This is a genomic window from Arthrobacter sp. 05N425, assembly GCF_056397125.1.
The window spans coordinates 60,182-81,090 of record NZ_JBFTMU010000006.1; the positions used below are offsets into that span (position 1 = coordinate 60,182).

Sequence of the window (20,909 nt, forward strand, 5' to 3'; positions counted from 1 at the left end):
CCTTAGCCCCGGGGAGTCAGTAACGCCACAGTCTCCATGTGGTGGGTGTGCGGGTACAGGTCGAAGGCACGCAGCTCCCCGAGTGCCCAGCCGGCCTGCTGGAAGTAGCCCACGTCGCGGGCAAATGACGCCGGATCGCAGGAGACGTAGGCGATCGCCCGGGGGCCGGCCGCGACCAGCTGGTTGACCACGGCTTTGCCGGCGCCGGCCCGGGGCGGGTCAAGTACCAGGGCGTCGAAGTTGCGCGGCTTCTGCCGCAGCACGCGCTCCACTTTCCCCTGCACGATTTCGACCTGGGATGCGCCGTGCAGGTTCTTGCGGGCATCCCGGCTGGTGCCGGGCGCCCCTTCCACGGACAGCACGGAGCCGGTGACTCCGACGGCGTCGGCGAGGGGTGCGGTGAAGAGCCCCGCACCGGCGTAAAGGTCCGCCACGACTGCCCCGGCGGCCAGGTAGCCGCCGTCGTGCAGGAAGCCGGTCACGGCCCCCACCAGGGTGTCCGGGGCGTCGCGGTGGATCTGCCAGAAGCCGTCGCCGGTGACCCGGTACTCGTGGCCGGCCGCCGTTTCCTGCACCCAGGTGCGACCCCGCAACTGCGTCACCTCGCCCGTGCCCGGGTCCACCCGCGCCACCGAGACGTCGTCCGGCAGTTGGGCCAGAACGGCGCTGAGCCGCTTGGCCCGGGTTCCGGCCGAGGGCACCAGGAGCACCAGCGGCCGCGACCCGTTGGCAGGAGCTGCGACGTCAATCCGTTCAATCCCCTGCAGGTCGATGTCCCAGAGTTTCAGGGCGTTGATGCCCTCGACGGCCAGCGGCATCTCACGGACCGGGAACACGGCGTCGGAGCGGTGCGCATGCATGCCGAGCTTGCCTCCCGGCGTCACGGCGAAACCTGCGCGGGTGCGCCAGGCGAGGCCGGTCGCCGCGCCGGCGGCCGCCTCCCCCACAGCCTCAACCGTGACGGGCACGTCGACGCCGGCCAGGCGGTGCAGCTGCTCGGCCAGCACCTCGGATTTGAGGCTGCGCTGGCGGTCCAGCGAGATGTGGCCCAGCTCGGCGCCGCCGACGGGAGGGTGGCCGTGGGACCAGGACCGCTGCGCGTCGGCCGCGTGCCAGAAGTGCTCCACCCGGTCCGGGGAGGCCTCCAGCACCTCAACGACGTCGGCGCGCCAGAACTTGGCGGACTCGCCCTCGTCGGTGAGCCGGATCCGGACTTTCTCGCCGGGGATGCCGTGACGGACAAAGATCACGCGGCCCTCGTGCCGGGCCACGCAGTGGCCGCCGTGCGCGACGGGGCCGACGTCGACGACGAGCTCGGTGCGGGCGGGCGTCGTGGTGTCGGTGCTCATTGGATATCCTGCAGTCTCTTGGCTTCCTCGGACGATTTCAGCTGCCACGGCACGCTCGCAACCATGACGCCGGGCTCGAAGTGCAGCCGCGTCTTGATCCGCAGCGCCGTCTGGTTGTGGACCAGCTGCTCCCACCACTTGCCGACGACGTATTCGGGGATGTAGACGACGATCAGGTCGCGCGGCGAGTCGCGCCGCATGTTCTTGATGTACTCCATGATCGGCGTGACCGTTTCGCGGAACGGGCTGGCCAGCACCGTCAGCGGCACCGGGATTTCCAGTTTCTCCCAATCCGCCAGGGTCTGTTCGGTCTCCTCCGGGCTGATGTCCACCGTGATGGCGTCCAGCCGGGAGGGCCGCGAGGCACGGGCGTAGGCCAGCGCCCGGAGCACGGGCTTGCGCACGTGCGAGACGAGCAGCACGGCATGCACCCGGGTGGGCAGCGCCCGGGGCGAGGAATCCTCGTCCACGGCGAGTTCCTTGGCCACGTTGTCGTAGTGGGCCCGGATGCTCCACATGATCAGGAACAGGATGAACATGGCCAGCAGCGCTATCCAGGCGCCCTGCTCGAACTTGGTGATCAGCACGATCACCAGGACCAGGCCGGTCATGCCGAAGCCGATCGTGTTGATGGTGCGGGACTTGACCATCCGCAGCTTGGTGGCCGGGTCCTTGGCGAGCTTCAGCTCGCGTCCCCAGTGCCGGATCATGCCGAGCTGGCTCAGCGTGAAGGAGATGAAAACGCCCACGATATAGAGCTGGATCAGCTTGGTGACGTCGGCGTTGAACGCGATGATCAGCACCAGCGCGCCGGCGGCCAGCGCCAGCACACCGTTGCTGAACGCGAGCCGGTCCCCGCGGGTGCGGAGCTGGCGGGGCAGGTAGCCGTCCTGGGCCAGGATCGAGCCAAGGACCGGGAAGCCATTGAAGGCGGTATTGGAGGCGAACACCAGGATCACGCCGGTGGCGGCGACCACGATGTAGAAGGGGATGGAGCCGGCGCCGAAGACGGTCTGAGCGATCTGGCTGATGGCCGGGTTCTGGATGTAGTCCTCGTCCACCGGCTTGCCGTTGAGCAGGAACTCCTTCGCCGGGTCCAGCACGATGTGGACCTTGGTGGCGTTGGCCAGATAGATGATGCCGGCCAGCATGGAGGCCGCTATCACGCCGAGCAGCAGCAGCGTGGTGGCTGCGTTCTTGCTCTTGGGCTTCCGGAAGTTCGGCACGCCGTTGCTGATGGCCTCCACGCCGGTGAGGGCCGCGGCGCCGGAGGAGAACGCACGGAGCAGCAGGAACGCCCCGGTGAGTCCGACCAGTCCCTCGTCGAAGCCGGGGGCCGGGACGATCTGGAACTCGGCCGACGGCGCCTGGCCGAGCTGGCCGGTGGCGGCTTGGAAGACGCCGACGGCGGTCATGCCGAGGATTGAGAACATAAAGATGTAGGTGGGCACCGCGAAGACACTGCCGGCTTCGCGGATGCCGCGCAGGTTCACGAGGGCCAGGATTACGACGCCGATCGTGGCGATCGCTGCCTGCTGGCCGTGCAGCGAGGGGACGGCAGTGGTCAGGTAGGCGGCGGCCGAGGACATCGACACCGCGACGGTGAGCACGTAGTCCACCAGCAGGGCCGAGGCGACGGTGAGGCCGGCGTACTTGCCCAGGTTTTCGTTGGCGATCTCGTAGTCGCCGCCGCCGGAGGGGTAAGCGTGCACGTTCTGGCGGTAGGAGGCCACCACTGTGAGCAGCACCACCATGACGGCGAGCCCCACCCAGGGGGAAAACGCCACCGCGCTGACGCCGGCCAACGCCAGGGTCAGCAGGATTTCGTCCGGCGCGTAGGCCACCGAGGACAGCGCGTCGGAGGCGAAAATGGGGAGCGCGATCCGCTTCGGCAGCAGGGTGTGGGCCAGACGGTCGTTCCGGAAGGGCCTGCCTACCAGCACCCGCTTCACGGCATTGAAAATTGTCAGCACCAGACAAAGCTAGTCTGATTCGGACGCGATGTCATGACGGCGAAGCCTGCCTGCGGGCAGGCGCCCGGCCGCACCGCCGTCGGACCGGCTCCGGGGCCCCGGTGGCCGGTAGAGTTTTACGCAGCAACAGACACAGAAGCTTGAGGAGGCACGTGTGGCGCACTTCGTGATCATGGGTTGTGGCCGTGTCGGGGCAACCCTGGCGCACACACTGGAGGACGCCGGCCATTCGGTCGCGATCATCGACCAGGACGACCGTGCGTTCCGCCGGCTCCGGACCGGTTTCTCCGGCCGCAAGGTCACCGGCGTCGGCTTTGACCGGGAAACCCTCAAGCAGGCCGGGGTCGAGGAGGCCTACGCCTTCGCTGCCGTGTCCAGCGGCGACAACTCCAACATCCTGGCCACCCGGGTGGCCCGCGAGACGTTCCACGTTCCGCACGTCGTGGCGCGGATCTACGATCCGGGCCGCGCGGAGATCTACCAGCGCCTCGGCATCCCCACGGTCGCGGCGGTGCGCTGGAGCGCGGACCAGGTGCTCCGGCGGATCCTTCCGGAACAGCACCTCGCCGGTGATTTCCGCGACCCCTCCGGCCGGCTGGTGCTGGCCGAGGTGGACGTGGACTCCGGCTGGATCGGCCACCCGGTGTCAGCGCTTGAGAAGGCCGCCGACATCCGCGTCGCCTACCTCACGCGCTTCGGCGAGGGCATCCTCCCCGGGCCCGGAACCTCGTACCAGGACGGCGACACCGTCCACGCCATGCTCAGCGTGGACCGCACCTCCGAGGTCGCCCACATTCTTGCCAAGTCCCCCGCCAAGGAGTCTTAAGTGAAAGTTGTCATCGTCGGGGCGGGCAGCGTCGGTTCCTCGATCGCCCGTGAATTGCTGGCCCACAAGCACGAGATCCTGCTGATCGACCTCAAGCCCGAGGTGATCGGCCGCAGCGGGCTGCGCGGCGCGCACTGGCTTGTCGGCGATGCCTGCGAGCTCAGCACCCTCAAGGACGCCCGGCTGGAGGACGCCGACGTCGTGGTCTCCGCGACGGGCGACGACAAGGTGAACCTTGTGGTCTCGCTGCTGGCCAAGACCGAGTTCGGTGTGGGACGGACCGTCGGCCGGGTGAACAACCCGAAGAATGACTGGATGTTCGATGATTCCTGGGGCGTCGACGTCGCGGTGAACACCCCGCAGCTGATGACAGCCCTCGTGGAAGAGGCCGTGGAGATCGGCGACCTGGTCCGCCTGCTGACCCTGCAGACCGGGGTGTCCTCGCTGGTGGAGTTCACGGTGCCGCATGATTCGCACGTGATTGGCCTGACCGTGGGCGACATCGACTGGCCGGAGGATGCGACCCTGGTGGCGATCCTGCGCGACCAAGCGCCCATCACGCCGAGCCGGGACGACGTGATCGACGGCGGCGACGAACTGTTCTTCGTCACCACCATCGCTGCCGAGGACGGGCTGCGGGCCCTACTCTCGGCCCCGGAGTCCGAGGTCGAGTCAGCCGGTGAACCTTCGAGCGCCGGCCAGCACCCGGTCAACGCGGACCTGCATGGCCGCGAGACCCAGCCCGCCGGCGACGACGGCTTCGACGGCTGAACCGCCCAACTGGCTCGCAGTTGTTGTCGTTTTGACCGCTCAAAACGACAACAACTGCGGGTTAGTCGGCTTCGCTCGGCTGGTCAGCCGGGGCCGGCGCGGGACGGGTGAGCAGCCAGGCGACCCACATGCCCAGGATGTACAGCGGCGCGCCCATGATGAGCCTGGTGGTGGCGAGGCCTGCGAGGCCCTGCTCCCCCATCAGGTACAGCGGGACCTGCACGATCAGGCGCAGGGCCAGGACCGAAATGATCACCCAGGTGCCGATCCGGTAGGCCTTCACCCGGGCCGGATGCTTGCGCCAGTCCAGGCCCTCGTTCCGGATGAAACCGAACAGCAGCCCGGCGAAAGGCCAGCGCACCGCGATGGAGATCGACATCGCAAGGATGTAGCCGAGGTTGGTGAAGAAGCCCAGGACGTAGAAGTCCTCGGCCTTGCCAGTCGAGTTCGCGAGCCAAGCTGATAGCCCGACGCCGACAATGCCGGCCAGCGCCTGCGTCAGCGGCTTGCGCTGGATCAGCCGGGCGACGGTAAACGCCGCGGCCACCGCCAGCGCGGCGATCAGGGCCAGCGGAAGTTCACGGGTCACGGTGAAGGCGATCAGGAACACCAGCCCCGGAAGGATGCTTTCGGCGATGCCCTGGACACCGCCGGCGCTCTTGAGCACGTCGATGTTGCCGTTGCTGGTGCGGTGCAGTCCCGCCTTCGCCGCGTAGCCTTCGGCGAGCTGGGCCACCGAGGGCTGCTGGTCTTCGGGCGTGCTCATTGTTCCTCCAGGCGGGAAAGTATTTCGTAGCGCGGATTAAACATGGTGGGCAGCCCGTCCCGGACAGTGACCATGCCCTCGAGCCGTAGCTCCAGGCCGGCCTTCACGCCGGGGATGCGGCGCCGTCCCAGCCAGATCACGCGGAGCCGGTCGGCGGCCGCGGCAGGCCGCTTGCGCCGGACGCCGGGCTGGCCGGCTTGGGCGGCCTGGACCGCAGAAGCGGCCGGCCGCGCCTTGGCCGGCGGGGCGTCATGGTCGGTGACGATGGCTGTGAAAGCTGCCACCTCGCTGGCCGGGGCATAGGTCACAGATTCAATGAAGCCGCGGCACAGCACACGTCCGCGCTCGGGCAGCCCCCGCACGGGGACAGCTGCGGCAGCTTTCTTGCCGGCGGCATCAACCAATCTGGGTAGTCTCCGGTCCGCGCTCGGGTTGCTCGAACTCCGGGGCACCCTGCGGTGCCGCGACGCCGGAGTCCCGGGGAAGGCGGAGCTGAAGCAGCTCGCGCGGCGGCATGGGGCTCTCGCCCCGCACCACGACGATCTGGCGGAACAGTTCCTCGAGTCCGGCGGCGGCGTCGCGGTCCAGTGCGGCGTCTCCGCCGAGGACACCGCGGAGGAACCAGCGGGGGCCGTCGACGCCGATGAACCGAGCCACCCGATAGCCCTCGCTGCCGTCGCCGGCAGGCAGCTTGGCGACGAGCTCGATGCCGAAGTGGCCCTCAATCTCCTCAACCTGGCCGCCCTGGCTGCCCACGGACTGGCCGATCTGCTCACGGATTTCGTCCCAGAGACCTTCGGAGCGGGGCGCGGCGAAGGCCTGCAGCTGCAGGCTCGAACCTTCCAGGTCCATGGTGACGGCCACGACGCGCTGGGTGGCTTCCTCGACCTCAAGGCGGAGCTGCAGCCCTTCGCGCGGGGCAATCAACAGGGCGCCGAGGTCGACGTAGCCGTCCTGGTTGTCGATGTCCGCGACGTCATGGGGACCGGCGCTCCGCAGGGCGCCAGCCGTGCCCTCGGCGGGCGCGCCGGCGTCAACAGCTGCGTCCTCCCGGGTGTCGCCGGTGTCCGTCAACTGCTCCTGCTTGGCTTTCCTGCCACGCCCAAAAACCATGGTGTTGTCTCCTTAGTTGTGATCCTGTGCCAGGCGCTCGGCCTCGGGACAGGGAACAGATGCGTCAAACGGGCGGGGCTCAGGCCCCGGGGGCGCCGAAACCGCCGGTGGAGCCGAAGCCGCCGGCGCCGCGGACCGAATCGCTGAGCTCCTGGACGGGCACGAACTCCGCGTACTCCACGCGCTGGATGACCATTTGTGCAATTCTATCGCCGCGGCGCAGTTCAATCGCCTCGTCGCGGTCGGTATTCAGCAGAGTCACGGCGATCTCCCCGCGGTAGCCCGCGTCCACCGTGCCGGGTGCGTTCACCACGGTCAGGCCGTGCTTGGTGGCCAGGCCGGAACGGGGGTGGATCAAGGCGACAAAGCCGTCAGGAAGCGCGATGGACACCCCGGTGGGCACCAGCCGCCGCTCCCCCGGCCCGAGCACAACGTCCTCGCGGGCACGCAGGTCCGCGCCGGCGTCGCCCGGGTGGGCGTACGACGGCGGCTGCAGGCCGTCGTCGAGCATCTTCAGCTGCACCGTCAGGGTGGGGGCTCCGTAGGCCGGAAGGCCGCTGGCCGAGGGGTCTGCCGCCGGGGTATTCACGGCAGTGGTTTCTTCAGTCACAGTTCCCCACTGTAACGCCCGCGGGGAGGATAGACCTACCGCGCCGCCGCCCCCGGTGTCCGCGGGCGGCGGCCTGGCGGCCAAGGTGAAATGGCCCGGGAAAAGTGGAAAGCTGGGCTCATGCCCGAATCCAGCGCAGCCATGCCGGCCTCCAACAGCACCCCCAACGACGCCACCGTCCTGTTCAGCGAAAAGCTTTGGCCGAATTTCTGGATCTGGCTGGTGGCTGCCGGGCTGGCCGCGGCCGGCATCCTGGTGTTCGCGCCGATCAGTATGGCCGCCGGCATCACCGCCGCCGTCGTGCTCTTCACGATCCTGGCGGTGTTGCTGATCGTGTCCACGCCGTCCATCACGGTGACGGCCGCAACGCTGCGCGTGGGCCGGGCGACGATTGAACGCCGTTTCGTCGGCGAGGCCACGGCCTTCCGCGGCGCGGAGGCGACGGCGGAGCGCGGCACCCGGCTCAACGGCCTCGCCTTCATGTGCATCCGCGGCTGGATCGACCCGGTGGTCCGCATCGAGATCACCGACCCCTCGGACCGCACCCCGTATTGGCTGGCGTCCACGCGGCACCCCGACGAGCTCGTCACGGCGCTGTCGCGCTAACAACCCCGGCTAACAACAGCCCGGGCCGGTCCCAGGCCGGCAGGAGGGCGGCGGCCCTTAGCCCTCGCAGTCCTTGCAGTACTTCAGGCCGTCCTTTTCGCGGGCGATCTGCGAACGGTGGCGGACCAGGAAGCAGGAGGCACAGGTGAATTCGTCTGCCTGGGCGGGCAGCACCCGGACCAGCAGCTCCTCGCCGGACAGGTCGGCGCCCGGGAGTTCGTAGCCTTCGGCGAGGTCGGTTTCGTCTTCATCGACCACCGCGGAAGGCTTGTCCGTACGCCGCGACTTCAGTTCCTCGATGGAGTCCTCGTTGAGGTCTTCCTCAGTCTTGCGCGGCGCATCGTAGTCTGTCGCCATTAGTTGTTGCTCACACTCCGCATTCGTTGGGTTGGTCCGCCTCCGCCGCACCGGCGGGGCTGGTAGCCCCCGCCCCGGTCCGGGTTCGGTTCACCGATGTCAACGCCGGACAATCGCTTTTTGTGCCCGATGTCGGGTCATTTTTGCCCAAACCCCTGCCGAGCGCCAGAGGCCAGTGGTCCGGCGGCGGCGCCGTCCGCTCCGGACGGCCCCCATCCGGCGGAAAGTCGCGGAAAATCACGGCGCGCCCTCCCTCCTAACCCGAATTGGGACCCAACGGTGGCAGAGTTTCGAATGTTAGTAATGCCAGGGTGGAGGATTTGTATGCAGGATCTACGGCTTGTAGGCGTCCACGACGACGGGGAGCATCTCCTGTTGAGTGGCACCGGCGGCGAGATGTTCCAGCTGCCGATCGATGAGGCTCTTCGGGCGGCTGCGAGCCGGACGCCGGCGAGGGCTGCTTCCGGCGGGGGCGCGGAGCCCATTGCCATGTCCCCCCGCGATATCCAGGCCAGGATCCGCAGCGGTGCGACCGCCGCGGAGGTGGCCGCTCTTTCCGGCATTCCGCTGGCCAAGGTGCAGCGGTACGAGGGCCCCGTGCTGGCCGAACGCGAGTACGTCGCCCAGCAGGCGCGCAAAATCGAAGTGGCCTCCCCTTCCGCGGGTCACGACAGCTACCGTTCCTTTTTTGGCGACCAGCCAGCGACCTTGGACGACATGGTCATGCACCGGCTGCGGGCCCATGGAATCGAGCCTTCAACGGTGGAATGGGACTCCTGGCGACGCCCGGACGGCAGCTGGAACGTGGTGGCCCGTTTCGATGCACAGCCCGGCGCCCACGCCGCGATCGGTGAAGAGCCGCCGGCCATGTGGACGTTCAGCCCGGCGCGCAAGTCGTTGCAGAACGCCAACCGCTGGGCCCAGCAGCTCAGCGAACTCGAGCCGATGGACGGCCCTGTCCCGGCCCGCCGCCTCTCGGCGGTTTCGGACCGGCCCTTTGATTTCGAGACCGATGCGGAAGCCGCGGCACGCAGTGCCACGGCGCAGCTCAGCATCGTTCAGCAGCACGGAGTTCAGCAGGAGAAGGACGCCGACGGGCTGCTGGACATGCTCCGTTCCCGCCGCGGGCAGCGCCTCGGCCTGGATGAAGACGCCGACGACGCCCTGGCGCTGCTGCTGACAAACGGTGTTCCCGCCGCCCACCCGCGGCCGTCCGAGGTTCCGTCGCTGGACGAGACCGAAGACGACGTGGTGGAGGTTGAGGCGCCCCGGGAGGACGAGCCGGCAGAGGAAGCAACCCCGCCCGCGGCGTCAGCCGAACCGCATTCGATTCCCAACCCCGACGCCCTGACCCGACGCCGGGACGCCCGGCCGTCCATGCTCTCCCGCTTGAGCCTGGCGCCACGGCACCAGGACAATAGCGAAGACGACGCGCTGAAGCTTCACGACGGGGTCAGCACCGAGACCCGCGAGATCACCATCGCGGCCTCGCAGCTGCGCCCGGTACGCACCGGTCCCACGTCCAGCCCCGGACTGGATGAGCTCCTGGGCGGCGGACCGTCCCGGCGGGCGCAGAACGAGTCATCAGCGGCATCCCGCAGCGACGCCTCCCGGACCGAAGCCTCCCGGAACGAAGCCTCCCGGAACGAAGCCTCCCGGAACGAACGTGAGCCCGAAACGCCGGAGCGCCAGCCCTCCAAGCCCAAGCGCTCCAGTGTGCCCAGCTGGGACGAAATCGTCTTCGGCACCCGCAGCGACTAGGGTCTCCGCCCCGCCAGGGACCAAATCAGCGGCGCGGAGCTTTATTGGCGGCCTTTCCGGCGGCTTTGGGCCCACCCGGCTTTCCTTCCGCGGCGAAGCACAGCAGCGGTATTTCGCGCTCCGCCTTGGTCAGCGAGCCGTGCTGCCCCACCACCTCCAGCGCCCTGGCCTGGACCCTGCGGGTGTCGTAGAACGCCAGCGCGTCGCGGGCAGCGATCATGATGTCGCCGATCCGCGGCCCGACCGGGCCCCGGACCTCGCCGAAGAGTCCTGCAGCCACGGCCTCTTCCCGGGTGAAGGCCCAGATCCGGTCACCGAAACGGGCCTGCCAGGCCTCCAGTAGCCGCAGCCGGCCGGCGTCGCCGGCTCCATCCTCCAGGTAGAGGTGGACCATGCGCGGCTCCCCTGCCGTGTGCCGGACGCCTGCGATGAGGTCCGGCTCGGCGGAGTAGTCGATCCGCTGCGATTCCGGCACGTCGAGCATGCCGTGGTCCCCGGTGACCAGCACGGTGGTGCCGACGGGGAGGGTGGCATTGAGCCGGCGGACGGTCGCGTCGAGCTCTTCGAGCTGGTGTTCCCACTGCGGCGACTGGCAGCCGTAGCGGTGCCCGGCCTTGTCCAGTTCGTGGACGTAGAAGTACATCAGCGAGCTGTCCGCCCCGGCCATGGCTTCCGCCGCGGCCGCGGTCCGGGCGTGCGAGGTGGTCCCGGCCAGGAAGCGCCCGCCCCGCAGCGCGGCCTGGGTCATGGCGGAGTCGCTGAACCGCGGCAGGGCGACAGTGCTCACGTCGACATGCCCGGCGGCCCGCTCGAACACGGTGGGCAGCGGCTGCCAGAGCTGAGGGTCGACGCCGTCGTCCCAGTTGCCCAGCATGTTGACCACCCGGTCCTGGTCCGGGTCCAGCACGTCGTAGCCGACCATCCCATGCTGCCCGGCGGGCAGCCCGGTCCCGAAACTGGCCAGCGACGCGGCCGTGGTGGAGGGGAAGGCCGCATCGAGCCACACCGGCACGGCTCCCTGGCCGGCCTGCAGCACCGAGCGCAGGAACGGGGTGTGGGCGATCTTCTGCTTGAGCAGCTGCCGGCCGAGGCCATCGGCCAGGACGACGCAGACGTGCTTTGCCGAAGGGAGGTTCAGCCGGTTCTGGAAACCGGGGACGCCGAGGCTGGCCGCGGCGCTGCTGAGCACCTCCGCGATGGAACGTTCCCCATAGGCCGGGGACGCGGGCATCCCGGCGGGGCCGCCGGGAGCACGGACGGACGCCTGCGGCGAAGGCAGCGGGGACCCGGAGGCGCGGACCGGCACCATCTCAGCGCTGGTGGCCGCGGCTGAGGCGGTTTCCGAAGACGCCGGTACGCGGGCGCGGCGGAAGCGTGGGGACACCGTGCGGCGCGGGGGCCGTGGAGCCGGTGTTCACGGCCCGGAGTGCGCGGGCGAAGAGCTTCGCGTCCTGCACGGCCTGCAGGCCGTCGGCTTCGGCGCTGATCCGCAGCACGATGTCCTCCTGCGCGATCGTGCCGCTGTAGCCGTGGTCGGCTTCGCACTGCGGGTCACCGCAGCTGGCGGGGCCCATGTCGAGGCGCTGGCCGCCGGACCAGGCAATCGAGAGGGTCAGCTCACGGACCGGGTCCGAGGGCTTGTAGTCCTGCGGCTGTGCGTAGACGTAGCTGAGCACCACCGAGCGGATCTGCGTGACGGGGACGGACTCGGTGGAAACCTGGGCGACGATCTGCTCGCCGGCCTCGTCGAGCTGTTGGTCGTCCACATGGGTGATCACCAGCATGTCCTCGGTCAGCACGAGCACGGTGATGTGCCGGCGCACTTCGGCACGGTCAAAGTGGGTCTCGAGGTGGACCAGGTGGGCCACGCAGTCGCGGCCGTCCAAGGCGTCGGCGACGACGTCGGCGACCAGGCGGGGGTAGAAGCCTGCCTGCTGGAGGGCGCCGTCCAGGCTTTGGCCCTGCGCGCTGTGGTCGTGCAGGCCCTGGTGCGGGGAGCCGTGGCGGCCGGAGACGGACGCCTGGGGCTGGGATGCTGGAGGCTGGGAACTCATGGCTCCCATTTTCACAGATCGGCTGGGGACATGCTAACTGCGCATGGCCCGCCTGGCCGTGTCCGTGCGCTGGGCGGCGTTGGCAATCCGGACGTCGGCGGCCAGGATCACGGCGCCGTCTGGTCCGGCCAGCACCGGGTTGAACTCCACCAGGGCGATCTCGGGGTGGTTGTCCTTGAGCCTGGTCAGCCGGGCCGCCAGGTCCTCGAGCGCGGCAGCGTCGACGGCGGGCAGGCCCTGGTAGCCGAAGAGTTTGCGCGACGCGCGGGGCGCGCGGATGAAGTCGTGCACGTCGGAGCCGGAGAGCGGCGGCACCCGGTGGGCCCAGTCATCGAGGAGGTTCACGGCGTCGCCGGCCAGCCCGAAGGACACCACCGGGCCCAGCAGCGGGTCCTCGATGGCGCGGAAGGTGCAGGCCTGCCCCACCGGGGCCATCGACTGGACCTCGAGGGACGGTGAGCCGTAGCGCTGCAGTGATTTGCGCATCTGGGCGATGTTGCGGCGCAGCGAGTCGGCGTCCTGGATGTCCAGGCGTACCCCGCCAAGGTCGAGGCGGTGCCGCAGCGCCGGGTCCGTGGTCTTCAGCGCCACCGGCCAGCCGAGCCGCTCCGCCGCGGCGACGGCGTCGTCTTCCGACTCGAAGCCCTCCGAGGGCAGCACCCGGATGCCGTAGCGGCCCAGCAGCTTCGCGGCGGACGGAGGGTCCAACCGGACCAGCTGCTCGCCACTCACGGGCCGGAGCAGCTCCTCCAGGTCCTCGTGGGCGCCCTCCGGGTCGCAGCCTTCGGGCTCCACAAACAGCCCTTGGTCACGGACCACCCAGTGGGCGTAGCGCACCACCGCGGCGAGGGCGGCGACGGCGGCCCCGGGGTTGGAGTAGCAGGGCACCCCGGCGGCCGGTTCCGCAGCTGTGGCTTCCGCGGCGGCTCCCGCGGCCGCGGATCCCGCGCCGGCTTCGGCGGGAGCGCCGACCATGCCCTCGACGTAGATGGACGGGTCAAGAAGGCCGGTGAACGCGGCAACCACAGGCTTCCCGGCGGCCGCCGAGCACTCGGCCAGCACCGCGCCGATCTTTTCGACGGTCAGCCCCCGGGCCGGCAACAGCGCGACCACGACGGCGTGCACCGAGTCGACGGTCAGGGTCTCCTGCAGGCTGCGGCGTAGTGCCGGCAGCGACTTGGACATGCCGGCGTCCAGGTCGACGTCGGCCACGATGCGCTCCACGCCGAGACCGGCCGCGGTGGCCCGGTCGGCCACCACCTTGCCGAGCGCGCTTGAGTTGCTGAACACGGCCACGCCGGGCCCCTTCGGCAGCGGCTGGCTGGAGACGATCTGGGCGACGTCCATCAGCTCTTCAATGGTCTCCACCCGGATCACGCCCGCCTGCCGCATCATGGCGTCCAGGGCCTCGGGCGGCGCCTGCGTGGTGCGCACGGCGTGGCCGGGAGGCAGGTTCAGGCCCATCGCATCGGACTTGGCCACGATCACCGGCTTGGTCCGCGCGAGCCGCCGGGCCAGCCGGGAGAACTTGCGCGGGTTGCCGATCGATTCGAGGTAGAGCCCGACGGCGGTGGTGTCGGCGTCGTCCTCCCAGAACTGCATCATGTCGTTGCCGGACACGTCGGCGCGGTTCCCGGCGGAGAGGAAGGTGGAGATGCCCACCCGGCGGCGGCTGGAGGCGGCGTAGAGCGAGACGCCGATCGCCGCGGACTGGCTGAACAGGCCGAGGCCGCCGCGGCGCGCCAGCGAGGGAGCCATCGAGGCGTTGAGGGACACGGCGGGGTTGGTGTTGACGATGCCCAGCGAGGCCGGGCCGATCACGCGCATGCCGTTGGCGCGGGCCTGGCGGACCAGGTCGCGCTGCCGGGCGAGGCCGCGTTCGCCGTCGTCCGCGTAGCCGGCGGTGGCCACCACGATCCCCTTGACCCCGGCTTCCCCGCACTCCTGGACCACCTTGGGCACCTCGTCATACGGGACCGCGATGATGGCGAGCTTGACCGGTCCGGGGACCTCGGAGAGCTTGGCGAAGGACAGCATGCCGGCCAGTTCCAGGGCCTCGGGGTTGATCGCGTAGACCGGGCCGGTGAAGCCGCCCTCGATGATGTGTTCCAGCAGCTGGTAGCCGACGGTGCCCCATTTGCGGCTGGCACCGATGACGGCTACCGAGGACGGGGCGAGCAGTTCCTGGATGCTGCGGGCCTCGGCGCGGTGTTCGCGGGACTCCATCACGGCCCGGGACTTGTCCGTGGGGTCGATGTTGAACTCGAGGCTCACGACGCCGTCGTCGAAGTGCCGTTTGACGTCGTAACCGGCGTCGGAGAACACCATCAGCATCTTGCGGTTCTCCGGCAGCACCTCGGCGCTGAACTTGCGGATGCCATTTTCGCGGGCCGCAGCGGCGAGGTGTTCGAGCAGGATGGAGCCGATCCCGCGGCCCTGGTGCGCGTCGGCGATGTTGAACGCCACCTCCGCCTCTTCCGGGTCGTCGAGCCGGTCGTAGCGGCCGATGCCCATGATTTCTCCGCCGATGGTGATCACCAGGGCCACCCGGTCCTTGTAGTCGACCTCGGTGAAGCGCTTGAGTTCCTTGGCGGACAGCTTGGACTTGAAGGCGAAGAAGCGCATGTAGATCGACTTCTGCGACTGGCCCACATGGAAGGCCTGCACCGCGTCGGAGTCGGCAGGGTGGATGGGGCGCAGGTGCGCTGTCCCGCCGTCGCGCAGCACGACATCGGCTTCCCAATGTTCCGGATATACGCCGTCCGCGGGCTGATCCACCATAGGCTTAGCCTAGCCATAAACTTGAGCTGCCCGCCGTCATCGCGCCTCAACAGCCACGCAAGACCAACGCACCATCAACTGAGTAACCCGTAGAAGGACCCACCAGCCTCATGGCACGCCGCCAAACCACGCCCCCGGCAGGGGAATCCCCGGACTTCATCGAGAACATCGTCGACATCGACGTCACTTCCGAAATGGAAGGCTCGTTCCTGGAGTACGCCTATTCGGTCATCTACTCCCGGGCCCTGCCCGACGCCCGCGACGGCCTCAAACCCGTGCAGCGGCGCATCCTGTACATGATGAGCGAGATGGGCCTGCGCCCCGACCGCGGACACGTCAAGAGCGCCCGCGTGGTAGGCGAAGTGATGGGCAAGCTGCACCCGCACGGCGACACCGCGATCTACGACGCCATGGTGCGGATGGCGCAGGACTTCTCCCTGCGGCTGCCCCTGATCGACGGCCACGGCAACTTCGGCTCGCTCGACGACGGCCCGGCCGCCCCGCGCTACACCGAGGCCCGGCTGGCGGCGGCGGCGCTGACCATGACGGACCACCTCGACGAAGACGTGGTGGACTTCGTCCCGAACTACGACAACCAGCTCACCCAGCCCGACGTGCTCCCGGCCGCGTTCCCGAACCTTCTGGTCAACGGCGCCACCGGCATCGCCGTCGGCATGGCCACCAACATGGCCCCGCACAACCTGGGTGAAGTGGTGGCGGCGGCGCGGCACCTGATCGCGCATCCGGACGCCTCGCTCGAGGACATCATGAAGTTCGTCCCGGGCCCCGACCTGCCCACCGGCGGCCGGATCGTAGGCCTGGACGGCATCCGCGACGCCTACGCCACCGGCCGCGGCTCCTTCAAGACCCGGGCCAAGGTCGACGTCGAACAGCTCTCGGCGCGCCGCACCGGCCTCGTGGTCACGGAGCTGCCGTACATGGTGGGCCCGGAGAAGGTGATCGAGAAGATCAAGGACGCGGTCAACGGCAAGAAGCTGACCGGCATCAGCGACATCGTGGACCTCACCGACCGCAAGCACGGGCTGCGGCTCGTGATCGAGCTGAAGAACGGCTTCAACCCGAACGCGGTGCTCCAGCAGCTTTACCGCTTCACGCCGATGGAGGATTCCTTCGGCATCAACAACGTCACGCTCGTCGACGGCCAGCCGCAGACCCTGGGCCTGCTGGAGCTGCTCTCCGTCTACGTGAACCACCGCATCAACGTGGTCCGCCGCCGCACCTCCTTCCGCTTGGGCAAGAAGAAGGACCGCCTGCACCTGGTCGAGGGCATGCTCATCGCGATCGTGGACATCGACGAGGTCATCCAGATCATCCGCTCCTCGGACGAGGCCGCCGCGGCCCGCACCCGGCTGATGTCCATCTACGATCTCTCCGAGATCCAGGCCAACTACATCCTGGAGCTGCGGCTCCGTCAGCTGACCAAGTACTCCCGGATCGAGCTGGAGAAGGAACAGGAGGAGCTGCGCCGCGAGATCGCGGAACTCCAGGCCATTCTGGACTCCCCCGAGCTGCTGCGCGGGCTGGTTTCCGACGAGCTCGGCGAACTCGCCGACAAGTACGGCACGCCGCGACGGACCGTGCTGCTCGAATCCGAGGCCGTCTCCCCCACGGTGGCCGCCGCCGTCGCCGCCGCACCCGGCGCCAAGGGCAAGGCCGCGCCGCTGGCCCTGGAGATCGCGGACGACCCCTGCTGGGCCATCCTCACGGCCTCCGGCCAGATCGCCCGCACGGCCAACCAGGACAGCCTCGCCGAGTCGGGCCCGCGGGCCAAGCACGACGTGTTCCGCTCCGTGGTCAGGACCTCCGCTCGCGGCGAGATTGCCGCGGTCACGTCGCAGGGCCGGATGCTGCGGCTCCAGGTGATGGACATGCCGGTGCTGCCGCCCACCTCGGGCACCCCCAACATGGCCGGCGGCGTCCCCGCCAAGGACTTCATCACGCTGCTCAAGGGCGAAACCCTCGTGGCCTTCGCGCCGCTGGATCAGGTCCTTGCGATCGGAACCGCGCAGGGCGTGGTCAAACGCGTCCAGCCGGACTACCCGTTGAACCGCGAGGACTGGGAAGTGATCGCGCTCAAGGACAAGGACACCGTGGTGGGCGTCGAGCCCGCCGCCGCCGACGACGTCGAGCTGGTCTTCGTGACGCGCCAGGCCCAGCTGTTGCACTTCAGCGCCTCCGCGGTCCGGCCGCAGGGCCGCACCGCCGGCGGTATGGCCGGGATCAAGCTGGCTGCCGGTGACCGGGTGCTGCACTTCGGCACGGCGCGCCCAGACGACGACGCCGCCGTGGTGGTCACCATCGCCGGCACCGAGGGCGCGCTGCCGGGCACCGCCCCGGGCGCCGCCAAGGTCACGGCGCTGGCGGAGTACCCGGCCAAGGGCCGCGGCACGGCCGGTGTCCGCGCGCACCGCTTCCTCAAGGGCGAGGACACCCTGCTCCTCGCCTGGGCCGGTCACGGCCCGGCGAAGGCATCCTCGCTGGCCGGGGTGGCCCGCTCGCTTCCGGGCGAGCACGGCCGCCGCGACGGCTCCGGCATTCCGCTGTCCCAGGCCATAGACGCGATCGGTCCGAGCATGGCCTGGGCCGAGGAAGAAGCGGCGCCGGAGGCCTAGGCGGGCCGTCAGACCGGGCGTCCGGTGCCGTGCGGGCCGGCGCAAGCTTCCAGGTCCACTCTTTCGCCACGAATGGCCGCTAACTTGCCCGGCTTAGCGGCCATTTCTGGCAAACGGCCGGGCGCAATCAGTTGCGAACCCGCATTGTGGCGGAGCCAGCCCGCGGGGACCATGGTGGCACCCGAGTTCTCGACTTCGAGGTGAGGTGCCACTGCCGGCAGTGGCTGCAAAAGTAGGCACCGGTTGGCGACTTTCGTCCCCGCGTCGAAGCGATTCTTTGGATGGCACGAAGGGCCAGCTCCGCAGACCCGAGTGTTGGATAGGGAATTTTCGAGCAAACGGACATTGGTGTAGGTCCTGAATTGCGGCGAACTCGGCACGCTCTATGTCGTGCCCGGTTCGAGGGTGCACACCCCTATCGATGTTTGGCCCACGGCTGGAACAGAAGGCTAATATCCTTCAGGTTCCACTTGCGTGAATCCTACCCCCGCCTGGATTCGACCGTAAGGACACACTGGATGAGGCAACGGGACAACTTGTCAGTATGTCCCTATTGAACGCTGCGCCCTGCATTCCGTACTGGACCGTGGGGCCCGCGGGCGATTGCGTGTGGCAAGTCCACCCCGTGAGGCAAGTTGTGGGCAGTGTGCAATAGTGTTCCCCTAAAACAACATTCCGGGGGGCGAATGGCACGGAAAATGATCTTGTTTCTGACCTGCGTGATTCTTTCCGTTGCTTGGTACTTAGCTGTAGGCGCGTTTGACCGACTTATCATGTCTCACGATCATCAGACATTCTCGCAGTACTGCTATTCCGAGCATCTGCCTGCCGACACGGTGCACAACCCCGAGGGATTCCCGTCTGCGCCCGGAGGAACTTACGAGTTCGTCCCGCTCGGAGTGGAGTGCACTTTCGTCATGGTCGATGGAACGATAGCTGACTCCTTTTACGTCAGGTACTACCCGATGGTTCTTGCGGTCATCCCTGGGACCGCAACCTTGATTTGGGGCGCTCGAATCGCCTGGATTCACCTCCACCCACGCAGAGCACAGGTCGGCAGTCAGACATAGCTCGGACCTAGGCACAGTGAAGTGCATGATGCTCCATCGACAAAAAACTCCGAGCATGGATGGACGCTAGCTGTGCTGCTCAGGGTGTCCCTGTTCGGGTGACTGATCCCCGCGACTGACCCCGGGCCGCCGCCATGAGCGGCCAACCGGGGTCATCTGGCGGGTCCTACATCCCCGAGTTGATGTTTAGAATGTTGCCTTCGCTGTCCAGGAACCATGCAGCGGTGCTGCCGTCCGGCAGCGTGGCGATGCCGTCTTCGGTCTTCAGGCCCGGGAAGTCGTAGTCCTCGAAGACGACCCCCGCCGCGCGGAGCTCGGCGACGGTGGCCGGCACATCGGGGACCATCCATCCCATCTGGGTATTCTTGGCCGAACCGGCGTTTTGCGTCTGGTACACCAGGAATCTGCTGCCGGCGCCGCACGTGTACATCAGGTTGTCCTCGGCATCCGGGTTATCCGGTTCGAGTCCGAGTTTGTCGCGGTAGAAACCCCGCGCACGGGCGAGGTCCGCGGCCGGCAGGACGGCGCCGACCGGGTGGTCTTTGAGCATGGCTATGTTCCTTTCCAGGCCCTTCCCCCGGAACGCATCCTACTCCTTCGCCTAGACTGCAGACATGCCTATCGTGCCCGATCAAAAAGACTGGACCTGGGTGCTGTCACGGCCGTGCCCCGAGTGCGGTTTCGACATCTCCGCCTGCACCCCCGCCACGGCGCCGGGACGGGTCGCCAGCATGCTGCCGCGCTGGCGCGCCGTGCTGCGGCGCCCGGATGCCGCCGTCCGCCCATACGGGAACACCTGGTCGGCGCTGGAGTACGCCTGCCACGTCCGGGACGTCTTTACCCTTTTCGACCACCGCCTCGACCTGATGCTGACCCAGGACGACGCCCGCTTCGAGGACTGGGACCAGGACCGGACCGCGGTGGAGCAGGACTACGCGGGAGCCGACCCCGCCGAGGTGAGCGCCGAGCTGACGGCCGAAGGCGAGCAAATCGCCGCGTCCTTCGGCCGCGTCCCGGAGCAGGACTGGGGCCGCAAGGGCACCCGCAGCAACGGCTCGGAATTCACGGTGCTGAGCTTCGCGCAGTATTTCCTGCACGACGTCGTGCACCACCTCCACGATGTGGATGGATAGCGTGTGGATGGCTGACGTGCCGGGGACTGTCTAGAGTTCCTTGTCCCAGGCCATGCTGCGGTTGACCGTGCGGTATCCCATCTTGGTGTAGAGCGCCAGGGCTCCCGTGGGGTTCTCCGAGTCGACATCGAGCGAGGCCTTGTCCATTCCCGCCGCGGCAAAGCGGCGCATGGCGTCGGCCAGCAGCGCCTGGGCGMCGCCCCGGCCGCGGAACTCGCGGCGCACTCCGAGCAGGTCGGTGTAGCCCTCCTTGAAGCCGCGGTCCGCCGCGCCCTCGGCATCGTGGCTGGCGAGCTGGTAGCCAGCCACCCTCCCGCTGGAAGTCTCCACGACGACGGCGCTGAGGTCCGGCCGGGCCTGCGGATCGTTCACCACAAAACCCCAAGCCTCTTCGTCGCGGGGTTCGCTGCCCCAGTGGTCCCTGAAGGCGTCATTATGGGCCTGACGCACGGCCTCGTGCAGCCCCGGCCCAAAACCCACCAGTTCCAGGCCGCCGTCCAGGACAGCCTCGGGAATGGCCTGGTCCAGCGGCCGGTGCATTTCGTTGTAGTAGCGGACAACCCGGTAGCCGCGATTGCCGAAGAGCGCCGCCTGATGAGCATGCTGTTCTTCCATGTAGAGGCGCAGTTTTGGCACGGCCGGCCGTGCCGCCGGGTCCACGGAGTCCGCAATCTCTTTCGAAACTTCGGCGAACCGCTGCCGGGTCCGCGCTTCCAGCCAGGCCAGCAGCCCGGTTCCGACGCCGCTGCCCTGCCACCCGGGCTCCACGCAGCCGTAGCCGACGGCCTTGTCCCCGTCGGCGTTTTTCGTGAGCCTGGCGTAGGCCCGTGCGACCCCCTGGCCGTCGAAGCCGAGGATGCTGTTCGTGGCCGCCGGGTTCGTCCGGGAGTCCAGGATCTGGGTCAGGTCCGCGCGCCGCTCGAACCAGACGGGCCGCTCGACGGCGGCCGTCCGGGCAATCAGGGCGGCCCAGTCGTCAAGCTCGGCGGCGCCGGCGGGCCTCCACGTCAGGCGGCGGTCCAGGCCGGCCTGCGGGTCGGTGCGTCCGTTCATGGCTTACAGGCTAGTGCCGGCACTACTTCCGCGCCAGCACCGGCGCGGCCCGG

At 68.7% G+C, this 20,909-nt stretch carries 18 protein-coding genes; 6 read left to right on the top strand and 12 right to left on the bottom strand.

Going from position 1 to position 20,909, the window contains the following annotated elements:
• Positions 1 to 2 precede the first annotated feature (2 nt).
• On the bottom strand, positions 3 to 1,349 hold the full coding sequence (locus AC1DGE_RS10360) for a class I SAM-dependent RNA methyltransferase (protein WP_476917420.1): 1,347 nt from the start codon (positions 1,347 to 1,349) through the stop codon (positions 3 to 5).
• Complete coding sequence (locus AC1DGE_RS10365; protein WP_441418824.1) at positions 1,346 to 3,322, bottom strand: APC family permease; 1,977 nt, start codon at positions 3,320 to 3,322, stop codon at positions 1,346 to 1,348. Before AC1DGE_RS10365 ends, AC1DGE_RS10360 begins: the two co-directional genes overlap by 4 nt.
• A gap of 154 nt (positions 3,323 to 3,476) precedes the next feature.
• Between AC1DGE_RS10365 and AC1DGE_RS10370 the strand changes: the two genes are divergently transcribed.
• Both AC1DGE_RS10370 and AC1DGE_RS10375 read left to right on the top strand, forming a co-directional pair.
• Positions 3,477 to 4,148, top strand: a complete 672-nt coding sequence (locus AC1DGE_RS10370; RefSeq protein ID WP_441418825.1) for a potassium channel family protein — start codon at positions 3,477 to 3,479, stop codon at positions 4,146 to 4,148.
• Positions 4,149 to 4,919, top strand: coding sequence for a potassium channel family protein (locus AC1DGE_RS10375; protein ID WP_476917421.1), 771 nt, complete (start codon positions 4,149 to 4,151; stop codon positions 4,917 to 4,919).
• A 61-nt stretch (positions 4,920 to 4,980) separates the two neighbouring features.
• Here AC1DGE_RS10375 and AC1DGE_RS10380 read toward each other — a convergent pair whose 3' ends face one another.
• From AC1DGE_RS10380 to dut, 4 genes are all read right to left on the bottom strand, one after another.
• A complete protein-coding gene (locus AC1DGE_RS10380; RefSeq protein WP_441418827.1) occupies positions 4,981 to 5,685 on the bottom strand; it encodes a DUF3159 domain-containing protein in 705 nt (234 codons plus the stop codon).
• Positions 5,682 to 6,089: a hypothetical protein gene (locus AC1DGE_RS10385; protein ID WP_441418828.1), complete on the bottom strand. Its 408-nt coding sequence runs from the start codon at positions 6,087 to 6,089 to the stop codon at positions 5,682 to 5,684. The genes AC1DGE_RS10380 and AC1DGE_RS10385 overlap by 4 nt, the downstream gene beginning before the upstream one ends.
• Positions 6,082 to 6,798 carry a DUF3710 domain-containing protein gene (locus AC1DGE_RS10390; protein ID WP_441418829.1) on the bottom strand — a complete coding sequence of 239 codons (717 nt, stop codon included), beginning with the start codon at positions 6,796 to 6,798 and terminating at the stop codon, positions 6,082 to 6,084. The genes AC1DGE_RS10385 and AC1DGE_RS10390 overlap by 8 nt, the downstream gene beginning before the upstream one ends.
• A 79-nt stretch (positions 6,799 to 6,877) precedes the next feature.
• Entirely contained in the window at positions 6,878 to 7,408 is a 531-nt protein-coding gene (gene dut, locus AC1DGE_RS10395) for a dUTP diphosphatase (RefSeq protein ID WP_476892723.1), read from the bottom strand.
• A gap of 120 nt (positions 7,409 to 7,528) precedes the next feature.
• On the opposite strand from dut, the gene AC1DGE_RS10400 reads away from it, so the two are divergent.
• Positions 7,529 to 8,014 carry a DUF3093 domain-containing protein gene (locus AC1DGE_RS10400; RefSeq protein WP_476892724.1) on the top strand — a complete coding sequence of 162 codons (486 nt, stop codon included), beginning with the start codon at positions 7,529 to 7,531 and terminating at the stop codon, positions 8,012 to 8,014.
• Positions 8,015 to 8,071: 57 nt separating this feature from the next.
• On the opposite strand, the gene AC1DGE_RS10405 is transcribed toward AC1DGE_RS10400, so the two are convergent.
• Entirely contained in the window at positions 8,072 to 8,371 is a 300-nt protein-coding gene (locus tag AC1DGE_RS10405) for a DUF4193 domain-containing protein (protein WP_138769577.1), read from the bottom strand.
• A gap of 324 nt (positions 8,372 to 8,695) precedes the next feature.
• On the opposite strand from AC1DGE_RS10405, the gene sepH reads away from it, so the two are divergent.
• Positions 8,696 to 10,132, top strand: coding sequence for a septation protein SepH (gene sepH / locus AC1DGE_RS10410; RefSeq protein ID WP_476917422.1), 1,437 nt, complete (start codon positions 8,696 to 8,698; stop codon positions 10,130 to 10,132).
• A gap of 25 nt (positions 10,133 to 10,157) precedes the next feature.
• On the opposite strand, the gene AC1DGE_RS10415 is transcribed toward sepH, so the two are convergent.
• From AC1DGE_RS10415 to AC1DGE_RS10425, 3 genes are all read right to left on the bottom strand, one after another.
• Positions 10,158 to 11,363, bottom strand: a complete 1,206-nt coding sequence (locus AC1DGE_RS10415) for an alkaline phosphatase family protein (protein WP_476917452.1) — start codon at positions 11,361 to 11,363, stop codon at positions 10,158 to 10,160.
• 79 nt (positions 11,364 to 11,442) lie between these two features.
• Positions 11,443 to 12,186 carry a DUF5998 family protein gene (locus tag AC1DGE_RS10420; RefSeq protein WP_441418833.1) on the bottom strand — a complete coding sequence of 248 codons (744 nt, stop codon included), beginning with the start codon at positions 12,184 to 12,186 and terminating at the stop codon, positions 11,443 to 11,445.
• Between the two features lie 33 nt (positions 12,187 to 12,219).
• Entirely contained in the window at positions 12,220 to 14,967 is a 2,748-nt protein-coding gene (locus AC1DGE_RS10425; protein WP_476909531.1) for a bifunctional acetate--CoA ligase family protein/GNAT family N-acetyltransferase, read from the bottom strand.
• Positions 14,968 to 15,077: 110 nt separating this feature from the next.
• Here AC1DGE_RS10425 and AC1DGE_RS10430 point away from each other — a divergent pair, with 110 nt between their 5' ends.
• A complete protein-coding gene (locus tag AC1DGE_RS10430; RefSeq protein ID WP_476909530.1) occupies positions 15,078 to 17,600 on the top strand; it encodes a DNA gyrase/topoisomerase IV subunit A in 2,523 nt (840 codons plus the stop codon).
• 1,236 nt (positions 17,601 to 18,836) lie between these two features.
• Here AC1DGE_RS10430 and AC1DGE_RS10435 read toward each other — a convergent pair.
• Positions 18,837 to 19,220, bottom strand: a complete 384-nt coding sequence (locus AC1DGE_RS10435) for a VOC family protein (protein WP_441418836.1) — start codon at positions 19,218 to 19,220, stop codon at positions 18,837 to 18,839.
• Between the two features lie 64 nt (positions 19,221 to 19,284).
• On the opposite strand from AC1DGE_RS10435, the gene AC1DGE_RS10440 reads away from it, so the two are divergent.
• Positions 19,285 to 19,803 carry a DinB family protein gene (locus AC1DGE_RS10440; protein WP_476909529.1) on the top strand — a complete coding sequence of 173 codons (519 nt, stop codon included), beginning with the start codon at positions 19,285 to 19,287 and terminating at the stop codon, positions 19,801 to 19,803.
• 30 nt (positions 19,804 to 19,833) lie between these two features.
• Here AC1DGE_RS10440 and AC1DGE_RS10445 read toward each other — a convergent pair whose 3' ends face one another.
• Positions 19,834 to 20,856, bottom strand: a complete 1,023-nt coding sequence (locus AC1DGE_RS10445; RefSeq protein ID WP_476917423.1) for a GNAT family N-acetyltransferase — start codon at positions 20,854 to 20,856, stop codon at positions 19,834 to 19,836.
• Positions 20,857 to 20,909: the final 53 nt, after the last annotated feature.

Bases quoted from the DNA above. Each gene is read 5' to 3' on its own strand.
- AC1DGE_RS10430 (WP_476909530.1), top strand. From the start codon at position 15,078: ATGGCACGCCGCCAAACCACGCCCCCGGCAGGGGAATCCCCGGACTTC.
- AC1DGE_RS10435 (WP_441418836.1), bottom strand. From the start codon at position 19,220: ATGCTCAAAGACCACCCGGTCGGCGCCGTCCTGCCGGCCGCGGACCTC.
- sepH (WP_476917422.1), top strand. From the start codon at position 8,696: ATGCAGGATCTACGGCTTGTAGGCGTCCACGACGACGGGGAGCATCTC.
- AC1DGE_RS10380 (WP_441418827.1), bottom strand. From the start codon at position 5,685: ATGAGCACGCCCGAAGACCAGCAGCCCTCGGTGGCCCAGCTCGCCGAA.
- AC1DGE_RS10415 (WP_476917452.1), bottom strand. From the start codon at position 11,363: ATGCCCGCGTCCCCGGCCTATGGGGAACGTTCCATCGCGGAGGTGCTC.
- AC1DGE_RS10440 (WP_476909529.1), top strand. From the start codon at position 19,285: ATGCCTATCGTGCCCGATCAAAAAGACTGGACCTGGGTGCTGTCACGG.
- AC1DGE_RS10360 (WP_476917420.1), bottom strand. From the start codon at position 1,349: ATGAGCACCGACACCACGACGCCCGCCCGCACCGAGCTCGTCGTCGAC.
- AC1DGE_RS10425 (WP_476909531.1), bottom strand. From the start codon at position 14,967: ATGGTGGATCAGCCCGCGGACGGCGTATATCCGGAACATTGGGAAGCC.
- AC1DGE_RS10405 (WP_138769577.1), bottom strand. From the start codon at position 8,371: ATGGCGACAGACTACGATGCGCCGCGCAAGACTGAGGAAGACCTCAAC.
- AC1DGE_RS10390 (WP_441418829.1), bottom strand. From the start codon at position 6,798: ATGGTTTTTGGGCGTGGCAGGAAAGCCAAGCAGGAGCAGTTGACGGAC.
- AC1DGE_RS10420 (WP_441418833.1), bottom strand. From the start codon at position 12,186: ATGAGTTCCCAGCCTCCAGCATCCCAGCCCCAGGCGTCCGTCTCCGGC.
- AC1DGE_RS10400 (WP_476892724.1), top strand. From the start codon at position 7,529: ATGCCCGAATCCAGCGCAGCCATGCCGGCCTCCAACAGCACCCCCAAC.